This is a genomic window from Microbacterium sp. As-52, from assembly GCF_049949185.1.
GTDB lineage: Bacteria > Actinomycetota > Actinomycetes > Actinomycetales > Microbacteriaceae > Microbacterium > Microbacterium maritypicum_A.
Map to the genome: position 1 here is coordinate 2519725 of NZ_CP188171.1, position 20576 is coordinate 2540300.

Annotated in this window: 24 protein-coding genes; 9 read left to right on the forward strand and 15 right to left on the reverse strand. The window is 69.5% G+C overall.

Features of this window, described 5'->3' with window-relative positions; genetic code table 11:
• Window positions 1-47 precede the first annotated feature (47 nt).
• Entirely contained in the window at window positions 48-827 is a 780-nt protein-coding gene (locus tag ACLFA2_RS12100) for a YggS family pyridoxal phosphate-dependent enzyme (RefSeq protein WP_051671164.1), read from the forward strand.
• A 6-nt stretch (window positions 828-833) separates the two neighbouring features.
• Window positions 834-1709, forward strand: a complete 876-nt coding sequence (locus ACLFA2_RS12105) for a heme o synthase (RefSeq protein WP_426621377.1) — start codon at window positions 834-836, stop codon at window positions 1707-1709.
• A 37-nt stretch (window positions 1710-1746) separates the two neighbouring features.
• Here the strand turns inward: ACLFA2_RS12105 and ACLFA2_RS12110 are convergent, their stop codons facing one another.
• Together ACLFA2_RS12110 and ACLFA2_RS12115 are read right to left on the reverse strand one after the other, a co-directional pair.
• The gene (locus tag ACLFA2_RS12110) at window positions 1747-1950 is read right to left on the reverse strand and encodes a CDGSH iron-sulfur domain-containing protein (RefSeq protein WP_297555630.1); all 204 of its coding nucleotides are present in this window, start codon (window positions 1948-1950) and stop codon (window positions 1747-1749) included.
• Window positions 1947-3002, reverse strand: a complete 1056-nt coding sequence (locus ACLFA2_RS12115) for an iron-containing redox enzyme family protein (RefSeq protein WP_426621378.1) — start codon at window positions 3000-3002, stop codon at window positions 1947-1949. Before ACLFA2_RS12115 ends, ACLFA2_RS12110 begins: the two co-directional genes overlap by 4 nt.
• Window positions 3003-3157: 155 nt before the next feature.
• Between ACLFA2_RS12115 and ACLFA2_RS12120 the strand changes: the two genes are divergently transcribed.
• On the forward strand, window positions 3158-4003 hold the full coding sequence (locus tag ACLFA2_RS12120) for a helix-turn-helix domain-containing protein (protein ID WP_051668096.1): 846 nt from the start codon (window positions 3158-3160) through the stop codon (window positions 4001-4003).
• 94 nt (window positions 4004-4097) lie between these two features.
• Window positions 4098-4949, forward strand: coding sequence for a phytanoyl-CoA dioxygenase family protein (locus tag ACLFA2_RS12125; RefSeq protein ID WP_029259949.1), 852 nt, complete (start codon window positions 4098-4100; stop codon window positions 4947-4949).
• A gap of 13 nt (window positions 4950-4962) precedes the next feature.
• Here the strand turns inward: ACLFA2_RS12125 and ACLFA2_RS12130 are convergent, their stop codons facing one another.
• From ACLFA2_RS12130 to ACLFA2_RS12145, 4 genes are all read right to left on the reverse strand, one after another.
• Window positions 4963-5793: an endo alpha-1,4 polygalactosaminidase gene (locus ACLFA2_RS12130; protein ID WP_426621379.1), complete on the reverse strand. Its 831-nt coding sequence runs from the start codon at window positions 5791-5793 to the stop codon at window positions 4963-4965.
• Window positions 5790-7187: an MFS transporter gene (locus tag ACLFA2_RS12135; protein WP_347123534.1), complete on the reverse strand. Its 1398-nt coding sequence runs from the start codon at window positions 7185-7187 to the stop codon at window positions 5790-5792. Before ACLFA2_RS12135 ends, ACLFA2_RS12130 begins: the two co-directional genes overlap by 4 nt.
• 91 nt (window positions 7188-7278) lie before the next feature.
• Window positions 7279-8391 (reverse strand): carboxylate-amine ligase, encoded by a 1113-nt coding sequence (locus tag ACLFA2_RS12140; protein ID WP_347123532.1) that lies wholly within the window; start codon window positions 8389-8391, stop codon window positions 7279-7281.
• Between the two features lie 8 nt (window positions 8392-8399).
• Entirely contained in the window at window positions 8400-8666 is a 267-nt protein-coding gene (locus ACLFA2_RS12145; protein ID WP_021201234.1) for a DUF7218 family protein, read from the reverse strand.
• Between the two features lie 123 nt (window positions 8667-8789).
• On the opposite strand from ACLFA2_RS12145, the gene ACLFA2_RS12150 reads away from it, so the two are divergent.
• On the forward strand, window positions 8790-8954 hold the full coding sequence (locus ACLFA2_RS12150; RefSeq protein ID WP_017201713.1) for a hypothetical protein: 165 nt from the start codon (window positions 8790-8792) through the stop codon (window positions 8952-8954).
• 75 nt (window positions 8955-9029) lie between these two features.
• On the opposite strand, the gene ACLFA2_RS12155 is transcribed toward ACLFA2_RS12150, so the two are convergent.
• A complete protein-coding gene (locus ACLFA2_RS12155) occupies window positions 9030-9236 on the reverse strand; it encodes a CsbD family protein (RefSeq protein ID WP_017829324.1) in 207 nt (68 codons plus the stop codon).
• A 215-nt stretch (window positions 9237-9451) separates the two neighbouring features.
• Between ACLFA2_RS12155 and ACLFA2_RS12160 the strand changes: the two genes are divergently transcribed.
• A complete protein-coding gene (locus ACLFA2_RS12160; RefSeq protein ID WP_157749866.1) occupies window positions 9452-9829 on the forward strand; it encodes a hypothetical protein in 378 nt (125 codons plus the stop codon).
• A gap of 52 nt (window positions 9830-9881) precedes the next feature.
• Here the strand turns inward: ACLFA2_RS12160 and ACLFA2_RS12165 are convergent, their stop codons facing one another.
• Window positions 9882-10229, reverse strand: coding sequence for a hypothetical protein (locus ACLFA2_RS12165; protein ID WP_347123527.1), 348 nt, complete (start codon window positions 10227-10229; stop codon window positions 9882-9884).
• A gap of 297 nt (window positions 10230-10526) precedes the next feature.
• On the opposite strand from ACLFA2_RS12165, the gene ACLFA2_RS12170 reads away from it, so the two are divergent.
• The gene (locus ACLFA2_RS12170; protein ID WP_426621380.1) at window positions 10527-11021 is read left to right on the forward strand and encodes an FBP domain-containing protein; all 495 of its coding nucleotides are present in this window, start codon (window positions 10527-10529) and stop codon (window positions 11019-11021) included.
• Between the two features lie 99 nt (window positions 11022-11120).
• Here the strand turns inward: ACLFA2_RS12170 and ACLFA2_RS12175 are convergent, their stop codons facing one another.
• The 6 genes from ACLFA2_RS12175 to ACLFA2_RS12200 form a co-directional block, all read right to left on the reverse strand.
• Entirely contained in the window at window positions 11121-11942 is an 822-nt protein-coding gene (locus tag ACLFA2_RS12175; protein WP_426621381.1) for a PaaX family transcriptional regulator, read from the reverse strand.
• Window positions 11932-13170: a kynureninase gene (locus ACLFA2_RS12180; protein ID WP_426621382.1), complete on the reverse strand. Its 1239-nt coding sequence runs from the start codon at window positions 13168-13170 to the stop codon at window positions 11932-11934. The genes ACLFA2_RS12175 and ACLFA2_RS12180 overlap by 11 nt, the downstream gene beginning before the upstream one ends.
• A gap of 1 nt (window position 13171) precedes the next feature.
• A complete protein-coding gene (locus ACLFA2_RS12185) occupies window positions 13172-14122 on the reverse strand; it encodes a hydrolase (RefSeq protein ID WP_347123519.1) in 951 nt (316 codons plus the stop codon).
• Window positions 14122-14973 carry a tryptophan 2,3-dioxygenase gene (locus ACLFA2_RS12190; RefSeq protein ID WP_347123517.1) on the reverse strand — a complete coding sequence of 284 codons (852 nt, stop codon included), beginning with the start codon at window positions 14971-14973 and terminating at the stop codon, window positions 14122-14124. The genes ACLFA2_RS12185 and ACLFA2_RS12190 overlap by 1 nt, the downstream gene beginning before the upstream one ends.
• A 63-nt stretch (window positions 14974-15036) precedes the next feature.
• Complete coding sequence (locus ACLFA2_RS12195) at window positions 15037-16752, reverse strand: amidase (RefSeq protein ID WP_347123515.1); 1716 nt, start codon at window positions 16750-16752, stop codon at window positions 15037-15039.
• A complete protein-coding gene (locus ACLFA2_RS12200) occupies window positions 16752-17792 on the reverse strand; it encodes an agmatine deiminase family protein (protein ID WP_021201225.1) in 1041 nt (346 codons plus the stop codon). The genes ACLFA2_RS12195 and ACLFA2_RS12200 overlap by 1 nt, the downstream gene beginning before the upstream one ends.
• A gap of 68 nt (window positions 17793-17860) precedes the next feature.
• Between ACLFA2_RS12200 and ACLFA2_RS12205 the strand changes: the two genes are divergently transcribed.
• Window positions 17861-18547, forward strand: a complete 687-nt coding sequence (locus ACLFA2_RS12205) for a TetR/AcrR family transcriptional regulator (protein WP_167255511.1) — start codon at window positions 17861-17863, stop codon at window positions 18545-18547.
• 10 nt (window positions 18548-18557) lie between these two features.
• Window positions 18558-19931: a pyridoxal phosphate-dependent decarboxylase family protein gene (locus tag ACLFA2_RS12210; RefSeq protein WP_021201223.1), complete on the forward strand. Its 1374-nt coding sequence runs from the start codon at window positions 18558-18560 to the stop codon at window positions 19929-19931.
• 70 nt (window positions 19932-20001) lie between these two features.
• On the opposite strand, the gene ACLFA2_RS12215 is transcribed toward ACLFA2_RS12210, so the two are convergent.
• Window positions 20002-20526: a TetR/AcrR family transcriptional regulator gene (locus ACLFA2_RS12215; RefSeq protein ID WP_029259969.1), complete on the reverse strand. Its 525-nt coding sequence runs from the start codon at window positions 20524-20526 to the stop codon at window positions 20002-20004.
• Window positions 20527-20576 lie beyond the last annotated feature (50 nt).

The window sequence follows — 20576 nt, forward strand, 5'->3', positions numbered from 1 at the left end:
GACCTCGCCCGGTCGATTCGGCCTAAGACTATGTTACAGTTTGACCTATGTCAAAAATGGAAGCACCGGTCGGCTCCGACGACCGCTATCCCACGGCGTTCACCGTCGAGGACTTCCGGCGCAACCTCGCGGGCGTGGAAGCACGCATCGCCGCGGCGGCGCGCCGAGCGGGCCGTGACCCGGACGAGGTGACGCTGCTGCCGGTGAGCAAGACCGTTCCGACCGATCGCGTCCGGGTCGCGATCCAGTCGGGTATGCGCCTGCTGGGCGAGAACAAGGTGCAGGAGGCGGTGCGCAAGAACGGCGAGACCGCCGACCTCGATGTGTCGTGGTCGATCATCGGACACCTGCAGACCAACAAGGCGAGAGATGTCGCCGCATTCGCTGCGGAGTTCCAGGCTCTCGACCGGCTGCGCGTCGCCGAGGCGCTCGATCGGCGTCTCCAGGCCGCGGGTCGCAGCCTCGATGTCTTCGTGCAGGTGAACACCTCGGCCGAGGACTCGAAGTTCGGGATGCCCCCCGAAGAGCTCCCGGCATTCCTGGAGGCGCTTCCCTCCTACGGGACGCTGCGGGTGCGGGGCCTGATGACGCTCGCCATCCTCACCCCCGACGACACCCGCGTACGTGAGTGCTTCTCCCTGCTGCGCACGCTGCGAGATCAGGCCAGAGAAGACGCCCCCGACCTGATCGGTGCGGGCGAGCTGTCGATGGGCATGTCGGGCGACTACGAGATCGCCGTCGAAGAGGGGGCGACCTGCGTGCGCGTGGGGCAGGCGATCTTCGGAGCCCGCGCGCTCCCGGACAGCTACTACTGGCCCGAGGGCTGAACGCGCGTGCTGCAGACCCTGCGCGCGTACGTCGAACTCACCAAGCCCCGCATCCTCGAGCTCCTCCTCGTCACCACGATCCCGGTCATGGTGTTCGCCGCCGATGGCCTGCCCGATCTGGGCCTGATGGCGGCGGTGCTCGTCGGCGGGGCGCTGAGTGCCGGGTCCGCCGGTGCGTTCAACATGTACATCGAGCGGGAGAGCGACGCGCTGATGGAACGGACGGCTCAGCGTCCGCTGGTCACCGGCATCGTCTCACCGCGGGCTGGGCTGACCTTCGCGTGGGTGCTCGGCGCGGGCTCCGTCGTGTGGATGCTGACCCTGGTCGGTCCGTTGCCCGCTGCGCTCTCGACAGCGGGACTCGTGCTCTACGTGGCGTTCTACACGGTGCTGCTGAAGCGTCGCACCGAGCAGAACGTGGTCTGGGGCGGTGTCGCGGGGTGCGTTCCCGTGCTCGTCGGCTGGAGCGCGGTGCGAGGCGGCATCGAATGGCCGGCCGTCGTGCTGTTCCTCGTGGTCTTCTTCTGGACTCCGGCGCACTACTGGCCGCTCTCGATCCGGTACCGGGACGACTACCGGCGTGCGGGAGTGCCGATGCTCGGTGCGACGCGCGCCCCGGCCTATGTCGCCGTCAGGGTGATCGGGTTCGCCGTGGCGACGGTCGTGTGCTCACTGGCACTCCCGTTCGTCGCCGAGGTCAGTGGACTGTACGTGATGACGGCACTCGCCGCGGGGGCGGGTTTCCTCTTCTCTGCGTACCGCATGCGCGTGCGCGACCGGCGCGGTGCGGAGCTGCGCCCCATGCTCGTCTTCCGCGCGTCGATCGTCTATCTCGCGGTGCTGTTCCTGGCGGTGGGTATCGATCCGCTCTTGACGCGATGACGCGATGACGCGCTGGCGCCGAGCCGCGGAGGCAGCCTCAGTCGTCGGTGCGGAAGCCCGCCGCCTTGTGGGTGCCGTCGCAGAAGGGCTTGAGCGCCGAGAGGCCGCAGCGGCACAGTGCGACCGTGCGGCGGTGCGGTGCGATCCGCTCGCCGTCGGCCGTGCGCAGATCGATCTCACCCCGCACGAGCAGCGGGCCGTCGGGGTAAGGCGTGATCGTCGCGCGCTCCTCGCCGCTCACGACGGTGTCCGTTCGCGGAGGGATGAGGCACCCGCGGACCAGGACTCCAGGATGTGCGCCCCGCCCCACCCGTCCATCGTGAGGCCGGCGGCGGCACCGAACATGATGTCGGGCAGGAGCTCCGGGCGGTCCTCGGCGAGGCTGCCGGCGAGGTCTCGGGCGGCGATCTGCTCGTGCACCGCGTCGGCCTCGACGTGCTCGTCGAAGTACTCGGTGACATCGGGGGCGAACCCCAGCCGGCGCAGACCGTCGGCGTACAGGCGGCAGGGAATCGACGAGGTCATCTCGTAGGCGGCCAGGTGTCCGACGATCGAACCGACCAGGCGGCGATTGAGTCCGAACATCGACATCATGTTGAGTGACGCGAGCGTGACGGCGGGCAGATCGTCGATGTATGCGCCGTAGGTGTCATCGAGACCGGCCGCACGCATCGCTCGCGCGAAGAGGGTGGCATGCACGCGATGCGGGCGTCCGCCGCCGTACTCGTCGGACTGGATCTCGACGAGCGCCGCCTTGGCGCGTCCGTCCAATCGAGGAATCGCCCAGGAGTGCGGGTCCGCCTCGCGCAGTGTGTAGGCCGAACGCTGGATGAGCATCTCCTGCGCCTGCGCCTCGGTGGCCTTCTTCGCGAAGTACCGCGAGAGACTCGGTCCGGAATCGGCGCCCGCGAGCGCGAAGAGCGCTCGACCGACGGCATCCACCGTCGGCTCCGGGAGGTCAGGCATCGGCACCTTCGCGCGCAACTCGCCCTCGAAGGCCTCTTCGAGCAGGCGCCGGGTCGCGAGGAGCGCGGGATCCCACTCCCGATCGGGATCGAGCTGCGGGAGCGATCCGTAGGCGGAGGCGTAGAGCACGAACAGGGCGAGCTGGACGTCGTCGTCGCGGACGACGTCGGCGCTCGCCGCGACGACCTCCTCGGCGAGGGTGGTGTGGTCGCCGGCGTCTTCCGCGCCGGTGAGATGCGCGATCACGGCGCGGCTCACCGGCCCTCTGTCGGAGAATGCCAGGGCTGGTGCGGATGCCGGGGCGGTTGCCGGGGCGGATGAGGTCATGTGTCGAGCTCCCAATCGATGCGGACACTCCGTATCCTGCGCGGAACGGTGGGATCCGGCCAGGGACTTGACGTGGGCTCTTCCGTGAGCCACGCGCGGGAGCTGCCGGAGCGATGCGCGGGGTGGACTGCGGGCGCGGCAGTAGGCTGACGTCGATGACGCCGACGGCCTCCTGGTCCCACTACGCCTCACCGCGCCATGCGATGCGACGATTCCTGATCTCGTGCCATGGAGCCGGGGAACAGGCGGGCCTGCAGCCGCCTTTCCGTCAGCGGGCACTCCCGACCCGCGGCCTCGTCTACATCTCCGAAGGGCGCGGCACCTACGAGGAGTACGAGCCGCGCGGCCTGCAGGTGCCGGTGGAGGGCCCGGCGGTGATCTGGCTCACGCCCGGAGTCCGTCACGGATACGGCTCCGACGCCCGGGGGTGGTCGGAGCACTGGGTGCTGTTCGAGGGCGAGCCCTTCGCGGCATTCGAGACGACCGGACTGGGAGGGCGTCACCGGCCGGTGCAGAAACTCCTCCGTCCGGTCGAAGACGCGGATGCGATCTTCCGTGAGCTCTGCGTGGCTGTCGCCGCGGTGGGGGCGCGGGCGGAGATCGCCGCATCGGTCGCGACGCAACGGCTCCTGCTCGCCATCCTCGATGCCGCGGATCCGGCGGAAGGGGCGGCGGCCGGTGCCACCATCGTCGACCTCGTCACTCGTGGTGCGACCCGGACCCTCTCGGTCGCCGAGCGGGCAGCCGCCGTCGGGCTCACCGCGCGCGAGCTGGGGGATGCCGTGCGTTCCGCGACCGGGCTCACAGTGAACGATCTGGTCATCGAGGTGCGCATCGCGCAGGCCCAGTCGCTCCTGGCGGAGACCAGGCTCGATGTGGGCCAGATCGCCGCGCAGATCGGCTACGAGGACGCGGCCTATTTCTCCCGACTCTTCCGGCGGCGCACGGGGGTCGCGCCATCGGCGTTCCGCCGGCAGCAGGCCCGATCGCGCTTCGACTGAATACTCCAAGTCGCGGTCGGTTCATCGCGGATAGTCCAATGATCCGGCGGAAAAGTCCATGGACGGAAGTCCAAGTGTCGCCGACGCTGGAGTCATGCTCACCTCCAACGGATACACCCTCGACGATTCTCCGTCCCGCCTGGGCAGGATGGAGCCCGTGCCGGACGCCATTCGCAGCGACAAGGATGCGCTGTGGGATCGGTTGCGTCGCGACGGCTATCTCTATCTGCCGCAGCAGCTCGATCCGCAGCTGGTCGCCTCGTTCCGCGAGTACTACTTCACGGCGATGGCGGACACCGGGATCACGGAGCACGGTTCCGATCCCGCCGTCGGCATCGGCGCGCAGGGAGAGATCGACAGGGCGAAGATCCGCGCCGCCCTGTTCGAGGAGATCGTTCCGGGGGAGCGATACGCGGCGCTGACCGGACACCCCGACATCCGCGGGTGGTTCGAATGGTTCCTCGGCGATGACGTGCACCTGCACCGGCGCAAGATCATCCGCCACATCCGTCCGGGCGAATCGGGCATCGGCACCGCCACACAGGCACACTACGACCTCGTCTATCTGCGCGAGGGAAGCGAGCGCGTGCTCTCGATGTGGATCCCCCTGGGAGACTGTCCCGTCGAGCAGGGCGGTCTCACCTATCTCGAAGGCAGCCACCACTGGGCCCTCGCCGCCGAGCGGGAGCGCGGTGACAGGCCCCCGGCTGCGTCGATCACGGCCGACCTCCCCGCTCTCGCCGAGGCGCACGATGCGCGGTGGCTGCTCGCCGACTACCGGGCCGGCGACGTGATGGTCCATTCGTCGTACGTGGTGCACGCCAGCACCGACAACGTCGACCCGCAGGGGCGTATCCGTCTCTCCACCGACATCCGCTATCAGCGGGCATCCGAGCCGATCGACTGGCGCTGGCAGGAGCACTGGCACGAGGACGACGGTCTCTGAGCAGCCGGATCGCTCAGCCGCAGGTCTCGAACACGTAGGCGCCGTCGTCCGGGGTGACGAGGTCGCGGTCGCGGAGCACCATCGCGGCGGGAGAGGCGTCGTCGTCGCACATCTCGGCGAAGGACCGCGGGAGCTCGTCGGCGTACTCGATGTCGATGACGTGGTCGCCGTAGACCGACGTGTAGGCCTCGCACTCCTCATACGCGGCGCATTCCTCGGTGACGGCGAAGTCGAAATCGGCCCGCGCGCGGAGCGGAGCCGCGTCCTCGGCGGCGTTCTTCTGCCCGGCGGCGAGTCCCGCGGTGTGGGCGGCATCGACGAGGAGCGAGGCCAGTGCCCGGTTGTCGTCGAACGAGAGGGAACCATCGGACCGTGAGTACGAGTCGAGGTTGTCGAATTCCACCGCGTCGAAGCCGGCATCCGCGCATTCGTCGATCCAGGGCTTCACCGTCTCGGAGATCCTGTCTCGATGCTCCGCGGTCGAGGTGTCGAGCAGCGCCTCGTCCGGCCAGTCCGGATCGAACACGACCTCGCCCCCGCGCTGGAGCAGCAGATCGCGCGGCCAGTCTGCGAGTTCGCCCGGCTGCGTCTGGAAGCCGTTCACGTAGCAGATCGAGTACACGCCGGGTACGGGCTCGGCGCTCCGGTCCCGCCCGACGATGCCGACCTCGGGGTCCGGTGCGTAGGCTCCACCCAGCTGGTAGTCGGGCACCGCGCCGGAGGGCGGAAGGGTGACGCCCGACGAAGGCGAATGCGCCGGCGCGGGGGAGCAGGCCGTCAGCGCGAGCGCTCCGACGACGATCAGACCGGCCCATCGGCCTCGCGCGAGTGCGGCCACGGTCATCGCGGCACGGGGCCGGTCGCGGCGGCGTCGGCGGGTGCCGGTTCGGCCGGATTGCGGCGGATGCCGATCCACGACACCACGCCGCCGATCACGAGCAGCGTCGCCGTGACCCATGCCGCGCTGTGGAACCCGTCGAGGTCGAGCGCACCGCCGACGATCGTCGACAGCATCGCCACCACGAGCAGCCCGGCGACACGCGAGACGGCGTTGTTGACGGCGGAGGCGATACCCGAGTGGTTCTCGTCGATCGCTCCGAGGATCGCGGCCGTGAGCGGAGCGACCGTGAGCGAGAGCCCGAGGCCCATCACGATCATCGCCGGCAGCACCTGCCACCAGTAGTCGAAGTCGGCCGAGACGAGAAGCAGCATGAGGGCGCCGACGGCCATGAGCAGCGGTCCGATCGTCATGAAGATGCGCGGTCCCCACCGACCGGCCCACTGGCCCGCGCGCGAGCTGACGAGGATCATCAGGATGGTCATGGGCAGGCTGGCCAATCCCGCGGCGGTCGCGCTGAGGCCCGCCCCCTGCTGCAGGTAGACGCCGACCACGAAGCCGTTGAGCGACAGGGCCGCATACACGAAGAAGGTGGCGAGGTTGCCCCAGCCGAAGTCGCGCACCCGGAACAGCCACAGGGGCATGAGGGGCGACGCCGAATGCTGCTGACGCCACAGGAACAGGGCGAACAGGGCGGCGCCGGCCACGGCCGGAATCCAGATCGCGGGCGACTGCCACCCCAGATTCGGCTGTTCGATGAGTGCGAAGACCACGGCGCCGAGTCCGACCGCGCACAGCGCCCCGCTCCACCAGTCGACCGTGATGCCACGGGGATGCTCGGGCAGACGAAGACGGGAGAGCAGGAGGAGAGTGATGCCGATCGGGATCACGTTGATGAGGAAGACGAAGCGCCAGGACAGGTAGTCGACGAACAATCCGCCCAGCAGTGGACCGACCAGCTGTGCTCCCGTGGTGAACGCCGTCCAGACGCCGATCGCCCTCGACTGCACATCGGAGCGCATGGTCGCGGTGATCAGTGCGAGCGAGCTCGGCACCAGCAGCGCACCCGCGGCCCCCTGCGCGGCCCTGGCGATGATCAGGACGAGTGGATCGAATGCCGCGGCCACGGCGATGGATGCCACGCCGAAGGCGATCAGCCCGATACGCATCACCAGCACCCGGCCGTAGGCGTCCGACACCGATCCGGCCAGCAGGATCAGGGCACTCAGAGTGATCAGATAGGCGTCGACGACCCACTGCTGGGTGGTGATGCCGCCTCCGAGTTCGCGACTGATCGCGGGCAGCGCCACGTTGACGACCGTGCCGTCGAGGAACGTCACGAACGACGCGAGCACCGCGATCGAGATCACGAGGCGCTGGAGCGGGGCGAAGGAGGCCACAGGCCGACCATACCGCCGTCATCGGACGTCGGGGCCGGCGAAGATCGGGGCCGGCGAAGATCGGGGCGGGTGAAGATCAGGTCGGCGAAGATCAGGTGGTCGGTGCGGAGGCCGGCTGCTCTGCGGGGGCGGGAAGCGGTGCGGCTGTCCCTGCGCGGAGAAGATCGCCGAGGGCACGCGTCCCGCCCTCGGCGACGGCGCGGCGCTGGCGCTGCGCACCGGACCCGTCGGTGCGCAGCCGATCGATGCCATCGCGGACCCGATCCTCGTCGCCGAGTTCGCGGAGCGTGGGAGCGATCGCGGACAGCATGCGGTCGGCGAGCTTCCAGGCGTCTTCGGCCTCGCCGGTCGTCGGATCGAGCAGGCGTGCGTCCATCCCTCGACGGGCCGCCGTCCACAGAGAGGCGTCGATGCCGTCGACACCGATGTCGGCGAGCGGCAGATCGGTGGTGAGCACGAGTGCGCGGGAGAGGAGCGCGGCGGACACCGAGTCCTCGGCCGTCAGTTGGGCGTCGAAGACCCGGACCTCGACGGTCGGGTACCGCTCCGATATCCGGGCCGACCATGAAAGCGACGCCGCATCGGTGAGCGCGCCGACGTCGATGAGACGCTGCACACCTGAGCGATAGTCGTCGTAGTCGCGGAAGCATGGCGGGGCCCATGACGACGGCAGCCGACGGATCAGGATGCTGCGCCAACTGGCGAAGTCGGAATCCCGTCCGTTCACGAACGGGCTGTTCCCGGTGAGCGCCAGCAGCACGGGGAGCCAGCCGCGCACCCGGTTCAGGGCGCGGACCCGCTCCTCGTCGTCGGTGACCTCGACGTGCACGTGCAGCCCGTTGACCTCGTGGTCGCGCGTGAGATGTCCGAGCTGCGACGCGACGTCGTCGTAGTGCGGCGAGGGCGATACGGCGGAGGACCGGGTCGAGGCGAACGGGGTGCCGGTGCCGGCGGCGATGGCATGCTGATCCTGGGCGTGCCATCCGATGAGGCCGCGCAGATGGGCCAGCTGCGCTTCAGCGTCCGTCGCGGTCGTGACCGGCTCGGTGAGGCACTCGATCTGCGAGGTCAGGTACTCTCTCGTCACTTCTCCGCCCGTCCTGAGGCGCGTGATGCGCTCGCGAGTGCCGGCGGTGAGCGTCACGGGCACCAGCGAGTGCGCATCCAGGAAGAGGAACTCCTCCTCGATGCCGAAGCGCGCCATCCGCGGCCTCAGTGATTCCTGAGCGCGGAGATCAACTCGGATTTCCGCTTGCCGCTGTAGCCGGTCAGACCGAGTTCCTTCGCACGCGCGCGCAGCTCCGGCACGGTCCAATCCTCGTAGTCTCCGTGTTCGCCGCCGCGGCGCCCCACGGCACTGCGCCCCTCTTTCGCCGCGGCGTTCGAGATGCGCGCGGCCTTCTCCTTCGAGGCGCCGTCTTTCCTCAGCTCTTCGTACAGCTCGGGATCCTTCAGCGAGTTGTCGCGTCTTCCTGGCATGTGCTCGTCTCCTTCGCGCACTCGGAGGGGGTAAGTCAACCCCCTCGGGCATAACGCTTCCCACGGCTAGCGTGGAGGCACCACAGTCGGGCGTTCGCGCCTGCCGAAAGAAGGGAAAGACCGATGAACATCCTCCTGATCATCGTCATCGTCGTCGCAGTGATCCTTGCGATCACCGGAGGACTGGTGCAGTCGCTCCAGTTCCTCCTGTGGGTCGGGCTCGTCCTCCTCGCGATCGCTGTGATCGCCTGGTTGATCCGAGCGATCAGCGGCAGCCGCAAGGTCTGACGACTCCACACGTCTGCCCCATCGAGGTGAGGCCCGCCGTTCGGCGGGCCTCACCTCTTCGGTGTGTGGGGCGTCTTACTTCTCGAACGCGTCCCGGACGCTGTCGCCGGCCTTGCCCGCGGCGTCCTTCACGTTCTCGCCGGCCTGCTTGGCGGAGGCCTTGACCTGATCCGCCTTGCCCTCGGCTTCGAGCTTCTCGTTGTCGGTGAGCTTTCCGACGCCTTCCTTGACCTTTCCGGCGGCCTTCTCGGCGGCGTTCTTGATGTCGTCTGCGGCACTCATGTGCGGCTCCTCTCGTAGGCGGATCGATTGCTTCCGACACTCTCACTCCTGCGGAGAAGCGGCCACGGGATTGACAATCGGCTCGCACCATGACAACGTTCGGCGCCCATCGACTCATGCACCGGGAAGGACTAGCCTGGCGCCAGGCGGGTGGTCCTGCCCGCGGACCTCGACCAAGGAAGCGGTGTTCGATGGACTCGATGATGATGGGCGCCATGTCGAAGAACATGGAGTCGATGCCCGACATGCAGATGATGGACATGGCCGTCATGCAGGCGTGCATGGATGCGTGCGCCGCCTGCGAGCAGGCCTGCACGGTGTGCTCGACGCAGATGATGGACTGTTCACCGGCGTGCATGAACTGCGCCGACATGTGCAACACCATGATGCGGTCGATGATGCGGATGCAGGGCATGACCCCGGCGTCGATGATGGCGATGCTGAACGCCTGCATCGCGATGTGCAGGACGTGCATGGACGCGTGCGCGCGGCATGCCGACGAGAGCGACGTCTGCCGGATGTGCGCTCAGGCGTGCCAGGCCTGCATGGATGCCTGCACCGCCATGAAGGACATGCTGATGGCGAGCGCCTGAACCGGAACGCCTGAACCTGAACGCCTGAACCGGGGGCGGGCTCAGGGCGCGATCAGACGGCTGCGACGTTGAACTGCGTGCCGCCGACGGCCAGCACGCCGTAGCGCGCGTGGAGTGCGACGGGGGTGCCCGGGGCGGCTTCGAGCGCAGCGCCGGAGCCGTTCCACAGAACGTGCGCTTCGCCGTCGAGCGTGCGCACCACGAGGTCTCCCGATACCGCGTCGGCAGACTCGACCAGGGCGTCGATCCACTCCGTGGGCGTCGCCGAGGCGATGCGTGCCTGGATGAGGTGCAGAGCATGGCCGGGGGCGAAGGAGGAGCACCGGCCGCCGTGGCTGCACATGCACGCCGCACGCTCACGCACCGGGAGGGGCGAAAGGCGGTTCAGCGGCGTGGACACGGTGGTCTCCTTCTGCTCGGACGTTCCGGAAAGACTAAGACGCCCGTCGCGCTGTGCCCAGGCGGGCCGACACGGAGTGAAACAAACGGGTGTAAGCTCGCCGGGTGCTGTCGTCGATGAGCGCCCACGGGGCGCAGAACGGAGCTGCAGGCGCCTTCCGCGCCGCAGACAGAGGCTGAGGACCCACCGGAGGCGGAACCCCCGTCCCCGGTGTCGTGACGTACCCGGCATCCGCGTCCGGGACCTTCCTCCCATCGACTCGCCCTCGCGGCGACCACCCCGAAAGCACTCATTCTCATGCGTCCCATCGACGAGCGCGCCATCCGCGCCTCCTTCCTCAACGCCTCCCGCAAGGAGGTCTCCGACCTGACCCTGCCGCACGGCTTCGCCGAGATCGACTTCGATCGCCTCGACTTCCTCGGCTGGGCTGACCCGAGGATGCCCCGCCGGGCCTACGTCGTCAGCTGGGTCGACGACGCCCCGGTCGGCGTCTTCCTGCAGCGCGCCGAACAGCGCGTGATCGCGCGGGCGCAATGCTCATGGTGCGAAGACGTCACGCTCCGCAACGACGTGCAGCTGTACGTGGCGCGCAAGGCCGGGCCGGCCGGACGCAAGGGCGACAGCGTGGGCGTGCTCACCTGCGCCGAGTTCGGCTGCAACCATAATGTCCGCATCCTGCCGCCCCTGGCCTACCAGGGGTTCGACCGCGAGTTCGCGCGCGACCTGCGCATCCTGCGACTGCAGGAGCACGTGGCCGGCTTCCTCGCCGAGGTCGCGGGGCAGGCGGGCTAGGCGATCCCGGCTTCGGATTGCTCCGGTCGCACTTCCTGTCGCCCGCGAGGCGCGCAGGCGACAGAAAGTGCGACCGGAACGGCGGGGTGGATGACGGAACTAGGCGATCCGGGCGCGCACATGCGCCCAGGCGGGTGCGGCCAGTTCCGCCGACCGACGGGCGAACTCGTCGAAGCTGCGACGACCGGGCCAATCGGTCGGCAGCATCGAGGGGGGAAGCCCCGGGTCGGTGTACGGCAGCACCCGCCAACGGTCGATCAGCTGCACGTACGCGGCGAACGGCTCGGCGGGCAGCGTCGCGAGCGCGCCCTGGAAAGCGAGGTGCTCCCCGCGCAGCGCCTCCAGGTCCCACCACTGCGCCGCGGCCTCGATCAGCGTGCCGGCGGGCAGGGGCACGGATGTCGGGAACAGCGTCGCCCAGCCGCGCACGTCGAGTTCCTGGAGGATCTGCTCCACCTCCGCCTGAAGGTGGCCGGGACAGATCCACAGCGCCGGCGATACGACACCCGCGCCGATCCACTGCAGCCGTCGACGCAACTGGTGGCGTACGCTCCGTGCGCTCTCGGGGATCGAGAACGACACCAGGCACCAGGTGTCGGCATCCGTCATCTCCCGCATCTCGAAGATGCGTCGATCCCCACGTTCCAGCATCCCGGTGGCTGCGGGATTGAGGCGATAGCCGATCTGCTCTTCGCGCGAGGCGAGCAGCAGGCCCTTCTGCTTGAGGCGGGCGACACCCGTGCGTGCCTGTGCCGCTTCGATGCCCAGGTCGCCGGCGAAAGCGACCAGGTCGGCCGTCGAGATCCATCCGCCGAGCGGGCGCAGGAAGACGCCGATGAACGTCCGCAGCAGCGAGGCGGTGCTGCCGGGGCGCGCATCGATGTCGTCGAGCACGGGGGCGACGGCGGGGTCAGAGGTCACCGGACTCCATCGCGTCACGCACCGCGAGAACGCCGGTGACCGTCTCGACGTGCGAAGTGCTGAGCGGGGAGAGGCCGAGGCGGATGCCATCCGGGAACCGGAAGTCGGGGATGATGCCGTCCGCCCACAGGCGCCGCGTGACCTCACGGAAGTCGGGGTGGCCGATCGTCACATGACCGCCGCGCACCTCGGCGTCGCGGGGGCTGAGCAGTCGCACGCCGAGAGGGGCGAGCAGCTCGTCGTAGGCCTGCACCGCAAGATCGGTCAGCGACTGCGACTTCGCCCGCACTCCCTCGACCGTCGACTGCTCGATGAGGTCGAGCATGCCTTGCATCGCGAGCATCGAGGTCACCGGCGGCGTGCCGCTGAGCAGTTGGCGGATGTCGCCCGATGGTACGTACTCCGGCCCCATCGCGAAGATGTCGGCCGCGCTCCACCAGCCCTGGATCGGCTGGCGCAGCACACCCTGCAGTCCGTGGCGGAGGTAGGCGAAGGCGGGGGAGCCCGGCCCGCCGTTCAAGTACTTGTAGGTGCAGCCGACGGCCATGTCGACACCCCACTCGTCGAGCTGCATCGGCACCACGCCGGCGGAGTGGCACAGATCCCACATCATCAGTGCTCCGGCCTCATGCGCGGCAGCCGTGATGCCCGGCATGTCGGCCAGGGCGCCCGAGCGGTAGTCGACATGGCTCAGCGACACCAGCGCCGTGCGTGCGGAGACGACGGCCTCGACGTCGGCGACGGTCACCCCGTGCACCGGGTCGGGTTCGAGCCAGCGCAGAGTCATCCCGGTCTCGACGGCCACCCCCTCGGCGAGGAACCGGTCGGTGGGGAAGTTGCCCGCCTCGATCACGAGCTCGGTGCGGTCCGGATCGGCCGACGCGGCGGCGCGCATGAGCTTGTAGATCAGCACGCTGGTCGAATCGGCCACGACGGTCTGGCCGGGGGCGGCGCCGAGAGCGACCCGTCCGATGCGGTCGCCCAGCTCCATCGGCAGCGCCATCCACTGCTCGTCCCACGAGCGGATCAGCCGCGTGCCCCAGTCGTCCCGCACGAAGGCGGCGATCTTCTCGGGGACATCGCGCAGGGGACGCCCGAGCGAGTTGCCGTCGAGGTAGGCCGTGACGCCCGGGGCTTCGGCGAACGCGTCGAGGTGGGCGCGCAGCGGATCGGCGGCGTCGAGAGCGCGGGCATGCGCGAGGAGCGAGGGGTCGGATGTCGTGGTCATGTCACACCTTCAGATCTGCGGGGGTGAGGGGGCGGGCGTCGAGCGGATCGGCCGTCGAGGCTGTTCCGCCCGAGAGCAGGAGCACGGAGGTGGGGTCGAACGGATCCCCGGGCGCGAGTGCGCGCAGGAGGGCGGCGTCGTCGAGCCCGGCTTCGCGGAGGGCGGCGATCTCGCGCGGGTTCAGGTCGACCGGCATCGGCCCGTTGCCCAGATCGGTGCCGTAGAGCACGGTCCCGCCTGCGGCGTGGAAGCGGCGCACGTTGTCGATCGCGATCGCGCGCTCGGGGTCTTCGTGGATCGCGAGCGTCGAGATCCACGAGGCCGAGGCCGCCTGGCGCACGATCTCCGCGTCGTCGAGGCGCTCCGTGAACGGGGCATGGGCCAGGTGGGAGGCTCCGAGACGCACGACGCGCTGCGCTTCGCCCGCCCCTTCGGCATGCGCGACGACCGCAAGGCCGTGCTCGTCGGCCGCCCGCACGATCGCGCGGAAGAGGTCGTCGGAGAGCACCGGTCCTGCGGCGCTGTTGCTGGTGACCTTGAGGCGGGTGGCTCCGGCCGCCGCCATCCCGGCGACCGCGGCGGCGGCGGAATCCGCGTCGGTGATCTCGCGGACGGAGCCCTCCGGTGCCCAGTCGCGGTCGGAGGGGTAACCGCCCGGAGCGGTCAGGAAAGCGCCGGCATAGTCGATCGCGACCGCCTGCACGGCGAGCCGGCGCAATACCTGGGGGTTGCCGCCGAGGTCGATCACGCGGCCGAGGCGCGACCCTGCCAGCAGGCCGTGCGCGACGAGCTGCAGGTGCACGTGGTGGTCGGTGAATCCGCCGGTGATGGCGCCGGGGATGCGGGGGAGGTCGGGGGTGGGGCGCTCATCGCGCAGCCGCACGCGCCCGTCGGCGAGCTCGACGACGCCCTCGCGCCATGCGGTCCCGTCGAAGAACGTCGCGGCCTTCATCAGCTGCCGATCTCGGTGCGCACGGTGTAGAGCTCGGGGAAGAACGTCAGGTCCAGCGCGCGCTGCAGGAATCCGACCCCGCTGGAGCCACCGGTGCCGACCTTCATTCCGATGGTCCGGGCGACGGTCTTGAGGTGCCGGAAGCGCCAGAACTGGAAGTTGTCCTCGAGGTCGACCAGGTCTTCGCACGCCTCGTACAGGTCCCAGTACCGGCTCGGATCCTGGTAGATCTCGCGGATCGCCGGCACCAGCTCCGGGGTCTCCCGGTAGGGCTCGCGCACGTCGCGCTCGAGGATCGAGCTCGGGATCGGCAGCCCACGGCGGGCGGCGAAACGCAGGAATTCGTCGTACAGGGTCGGCTTCTCCCACTCGGCGGTGAGCAGAGCGAGGTTGGCGGGGTGGTCGGCGAAGACGCTCAGCATCTTCGCGTTCTTGTTGCCGAGGGCGAACTCCACCGCCCGGTACTGCACGGACTGGAAGCCCGACGAGTTGCCCAGTGCCCCGCGGAACTGTGCGTACTCGGTGGGGGTGAGCGTGGCGAGCACCGACCACTGCTGCGTCATCACGTCTTGGATGCGCTTGACCCTGGCGATGCGCTTCAGGGCCTCGCGCAGGTCGTCGTGGGCGAGCAGCTCGCGAGCGGAGGACAGCTCATGCAGCAGCTGCTTGAGCCACAGCTCGGTGGTCTGGTGCTGGATGATGAACAGCATCTCGTCGTGGTGCTGCGGTGCGCTCACCGGGTGCTGCGCGGTGAGCAGCTGGTCGAGCGCCAGGTACGAGCCGTAGGTCATCCGCCCCGAGAGGTCGGTGACGATACCGGATTCGAGGGCGCGTTCGTTCTCGCTGTGCATGCGCCGAACATATCACTATCGTGGCGAGCGTCACAGGAGTGTTATGTCACGCTGGCGGCTCTTTCAGAGCGCGGGGGTGCGCGTCGGCGGCGTGCGACGCGTGCCAGGGCCGCCTGCCGCTTCGAATGCCGAGGCGAAACGCAGCAGTCGCGTGTCGTCGTACGCCCGTCCCGCGAATGTCAGCCCGATCGGCATGTCGATGTCGCTCATCAGTCCCATCGGCACGGTGACGGTCGGGATGCCGAGGTGACGTATCGCGAGGTTGCCGTTCGCGATCCACACGCCGTTGCGCCAGCCGAGGTCGGCGGATTCCGGGTTCACGTCCATGTCGGCCGGCCCCACGTCGGCGACCGCGGGGAAGACCACGGCGTCGAGCCGCAGCACATCCATCCACACCTCGAGGTCCCGGCGGCGGGTCTCCTCCAGGCCGCGCAGCCCGTCTTCGAGCTCGGGCATGTCCCTGTACGAGACGTCGGGATGGCGGCGCACCCAGTCCGGATACTCGGCGATATCGTCGTCGAACCCGGTGTAACGGTCGGGAAGCGCGCCCTCCGGATGCGGGAAGATCCTGGCGCCGTCGACCTCGGCGAGCGAGCGCAGGCCCGGGTCGCCGTTCGCCTGCAGGAAGTCCTCCCACGCCCACGCCGAGAGGTCGACGATCTCGCGGTGCAGGTACTCGGGTGACACCAGGCCGCGAGTCGCGATGGTGTGCGCCCCCGGACGGTCTCTCTCGTAGTTCGACACCGCGGGGAAGTCGACCTCGATCACGGTCGCTCCGGCAGCGGTGAGGTCGCGGCGGGCGGCCTCCCAGCGCGCGATGATGCTCGCCCGTGTGTCGATGCGCCGGCCGGTGGGGCCGCCGATGCCCGGGCTCTCGGTGCTGCCGGCATCCGGGTCCGCATTGATGTACATGCGGGGGATGCCGATGCGTGCACCGACGAGCGTGCGCGCCGTGTCCGCGGCGAGGGCGCGATACGACTCCGGGCGGACGGCGGATGCGGCGGGCAGCTCGACCCACGGCTGCGCCCGCCAGAAGTCGCCGCGGGTCTCGGCGTCGTCGGCGACGATCACGTCGAGCACCTCGAGCAGATCGGCCATCGAGCGGGTGTGCGGCACCACGACGTCCATGGTCGGCACGAGAGGCCAGTTCCCGCGGGTCGAGATCACGCCGCGTGAGGGGGTGTAGGCGCACAGCGCGTTGTTGGTCGCGGGGCCCCGGCCGCTCGACCAGGTCTCCTCGCCGAGGCCGAAAGCGGCGAAACTCGCCGCCGTCGCCGTGCCGGAGCCGTTCGACGAGCCGGAGGCGAAGGGCGCTGTGAGGAAGGCCGCGTTGTACGGACTCTCCGCGCGACCGTAGGCACCACGCTGCATGCCGCCGTTCGCCATCGGAGGCATGTTCGTGAGCCCGAGGCAGATGGCTCCGCCCGCACGCAGCCGCTCGATCGTGAAGGCATCGCGCTGGGCCACGAGCTCCGCGAAAGCGGGACTTCCCGCGGCGGCGGTGAGGCCGCGCACGAGGTAGCTGTCCTTCGCTGTGTAGGGGATGCCGTCGAGGGGCCCGAGGGCCTCGCCGCGGGCGCGACGAGCATCCGATGCCGCCGCCTCGGCACGGGCCTCCGGGTTGGCGACGACGACGGCGTTCAGCGCCGTAGCCGTGCCGGGGGCGTCGAAGGCGGCGATGCGCGCGAGGTAGGCGTCGATGAGTTCGACCGCGGTCGTCTCGCCGGTCTCGAGGGCGCGCCGCAGCTCGGCGATGGATGCCTCCACCACGTCGAACATCAGTGGCTTCCGTCGAGGGCGGGCTGCTGCTGAGTGATGCAGTGGATCCCTCCGCCGCGGTCGAACAGCGGGCGCGCATCCACCGTGACGACCCGGCGTCCGGGGTAGGCGTCGGCGAGGATCTCGCGCGCCGCGGCATCCGCCTTCTCGTCGCCGAAGCCGCACGCCACCACGCCGTCGTTCGTGACCAGGTGGTTGACGTAGCTCCAGTCGACGGGCCCCTCCTGGTCCGTCAGCGTGGAGGGTGCGGGCAGGTCGATCACCTCGAAGCGGCGTCCGGCGGCATCGGTCTGCTCCGAGAGCAGGGCGCGCAGCTCACGGGTGACGGCGTGGTCGGGGTGCTCGGGGTTCTGCTGATCGTGCAGCAGCAGCCGCCCGGGCGAGACGATGGTGGCGACGATGTCGACGTGGCCGTTCGTGCCGAAGTCGTCGTAGTCGCGAGTGAGCCCACGGGGCAGCCACACGGCCTTGGTCGCGCCGATAGTGCGGGCCATCTCGGCCTCGATCCGCTGCTTGTCGGCGAAGGGGTTGCGCCGAGGGTCGAGCTGCACGGTCTCGGTGAGCAGCACGGTGCCCTCGCCGTCGACGTGGATGCCGCCGCCCTCGTTCACGAGTGTGGAGCTCACGAGCTCCGCCCCGACGGCGCCGGCGACGATGCGCGCGTGCTGCGCGGCCTTGCGCCACTCGGCCCATTCCGGCGCACCCCAGCCGTTGAAGATCCAGTCGACCGCACCGAGCACTCCCGGCCGGTCGTCGTCGACCACGAACGTCGGCCCGGAATCGCGCATCCAGAACTCGTCGACCGGCGCTTCGACGATCTCGATGCTGCTGCTGAGCATGCGCCGGGCCCTGTCGACCTCGCTCGGGTCGACCAGCATCGACACGGGCTCGAATTCTGCGACCGCATGGGCGACGGCGGTCCAGGTGGCGTAGCCCTCTTCGCGCGCCGTGTCGGTGTCGCCGAGGGTCTCGCCCTCTGCAGGGAACGCCATCCAGGTGCGCTCGTGACGTGCGGTCTCGGTGGGCATGCGCCAGCTCATCGTGATCTCCTCGCTGCTGCCGGTTCTTCTATTGAACATGCGATCAACAGGTGTTACGGTAACCCCTGATGAAGACCACGTCAACAGGTGCGGGCGCTCGCCGGATGTCGCCGGAGGAGCGCGATCACTCGATCCTCGACGGCGCGATCGGCCTTGCGCGCGAGAGTGGTCTCGAGAGCCTCACCGTGCGGGCGGTCGCCGCTCGCGTCGGGGTGACTCCGGCGCTCGTGGCGCACTACCGGCCGGGGATGGACGCGTTCGTCGCCGATGTGTTCGGGCTGATCGTGGCGGCTGAGCGCGACGAGGTGATCGCCGCGTTCGATGGCGCCGACGGCCCCGCCGCGCTGCGGGCCGGTCTGCTGCGCCTGATCGAGACACTCCTCGACGCCGACCGCGACGACGTCACCCTGATCTGGGTGCAGGCGTGGGCGCTCGGTGCTCGCAACGAGGCGCTCGCCGCCCGCGTGCGGCAGGAGATGGACGGGTGGCAGAGCGCGCTGGAGCAGATCTTCGCCCGGGCCGCGGCGACCGGTGCGATCGCGGCCGGCCGCGCCGACATGGCCGCGTGGCTGCTGCTCGCGATGGTCGACGGAATGAACGCGCACTCCCTCGTGAAGTGGGCGCCCCGCGACCGCGCCGACCTGGCCAGGCGTGCACTGTCGGCCGTGCTCGACACCGCACCGCTCGACATCGCACCGCTCGACACCGCACCCGCCGACTCTCTATCTGCCGACTCCCGATCTGATGACAAGTAAAGGAACGCCCATGGATGCTGTGCGCATGCACGCGGCCTCGCCCGAATCGACGGCGATCGTCGACGCCGTGCTCGACTACTCGCGTCGTCGCATGCTCGCCGCCGACGTGCCGCTCGACAAGCCCCAGTCCGAGGCCGAGCTGAACCGCCTCGTCGGGCCCACGATCACCGATGCGGGACTCGGGGCCGCGCGTGCCCTCAGCGTGTTCGAGCACGTCCTCGCCCCGGCGTGCCTGACCACGAGCCACCCGTTGTATCTGTCGTTCATCCCGACAGCGCCGACCATGGCGGCGATCGCGTTCGACCTCGTCGTGTCGGCATCCGGACTCTACGGCGGCAGCTGGCTCGAGGGCGCGGGGGCCGTGCACGCCGAGAACGAGGTGCTGTCGTGGCTCGCGAGCGAGTTCGGGCTGCCCGAGACCGCGGGCGGAGTGTTCGTGCAGGGCGGCACGATCGGCAACCTCTCGGCACTGGTCGCCGCGCGCGAGGCGGCGAAGGCGCGGCTGATCGCGGCCGGCAAGGAGCTGCCGAGCCGATGGAAGATCCTGTGCAGCGTCGAGGCGCACTCCTCGAACAAGTCGGCCGCGAAGGTGATGGATGCCGACGTGCTGCTGGTTCCTGCGGGCGACGACGGCGTGCTGCGTGCGGAGGGCGTGCGCGAAGCCCTCCTCGCGCACGGTGACGAGATCTGTGCGGTCGTCGCGACCGGCGGCTCGACCAACTTCGGCATCGTCGACGACATCGAGGGGATCGCGGCGCTCAAGGACGAGTTCGATTTCTGGCTGCATATCGACGGTGCCTACGGTCTCACCGCGATGCTGGCGCCGGAAGCGCGGCACATCTTCGCCGGCGTCGAGCGCGCCGACTCGGTCATCGTCGATCCGCACAAATGGCTGTTCGCACCGTTCGACTGCTGCGCGCTGATCTACCGCGACCCCGACAGCGGGCGCCGGGCGCACACGCAGCATGCCGAATACCTCGACATCCTCACCGACGTCGACGAGTTCAGCCCCTCGGACTACTCCATCCAGTTGACGCGTCGCCCGCGCGGCCTGCCCATGTGGTTCTCGGTCGCGACCTATGGGGTCACGGCCTACCGTGAGGCGGTGAGTGCCGGACTCGCGCTGACGCGACGGATCGCCGCGGAGATCGCCCGACGTCCGGAGCTGCGTCTGGTGCGAGACCCGCAGCTGTCGATCGTGGTGTTCGAGCGCGACGGCTGGGAGCGTGCCGACTACGACCGATGGTCGGCGGCCCTGCTCGACTCGCAGCGGGCGTTCGTGGTCCCCAGCTCCCATGCCGGGCGTCCGAACACACGCTTCGCCATCCTGAATCCCCTCACCACGTTCGAAGACCTCGTCGGCATCCTCGACACGATGAAGTAGCCCGGCGGCCCGCGGTGCGCGACTCCGGATGTGGATGCCGGTGCGCGACAGTGATCGAACCCGTGGCGGTTCAGCCGGCCATCCCGGCGATGAGTCGACGCAGGCCGTACTCGAAAGCGCGGTCGACGTCGCCGCCGAGTCGGAACGCTCCGGACAGCTCCATCTGCAGGAAGCCGGTCGCCCAGGCGGTGAACAGACGGGCGGCGTCGAGCGCGTCGTCGTCACCGACCAGGGAGGCGGCGGCGCGCATGAGGGGTGCCGCCGAACGTTCCAGCGCGTCATGCGGAGCCGCGATCGTGAACATGATCCGGAAGCCCTCCGGATGCGCGTGCGCGAAGTCGCGGTAGGCATGAGCGAGCGCACCGATGTCGTCACCCGCGGCTTCGAGCCGCGCCGTGAGCGCATCGATCGACGCGGTGGCGACGGCGGCGTGCAGAGCATCCCGGTCCCGCACCCGCTTGTAGAGCGAGGGGGCGCGGACGCCCACCCTGTTCGCGACCGCCTGCATCGTGAGGCCCGAAGGTCCCGCGACCTCGAGGATCTCCCGTCCGGCCGCGACGATCTCGTCGGTGGACGTGCGTTCCGGTGTCGGCATCGGATCCTCCCTGGATGGCTATTGACAATAGCCATGATAGCTACGTAACG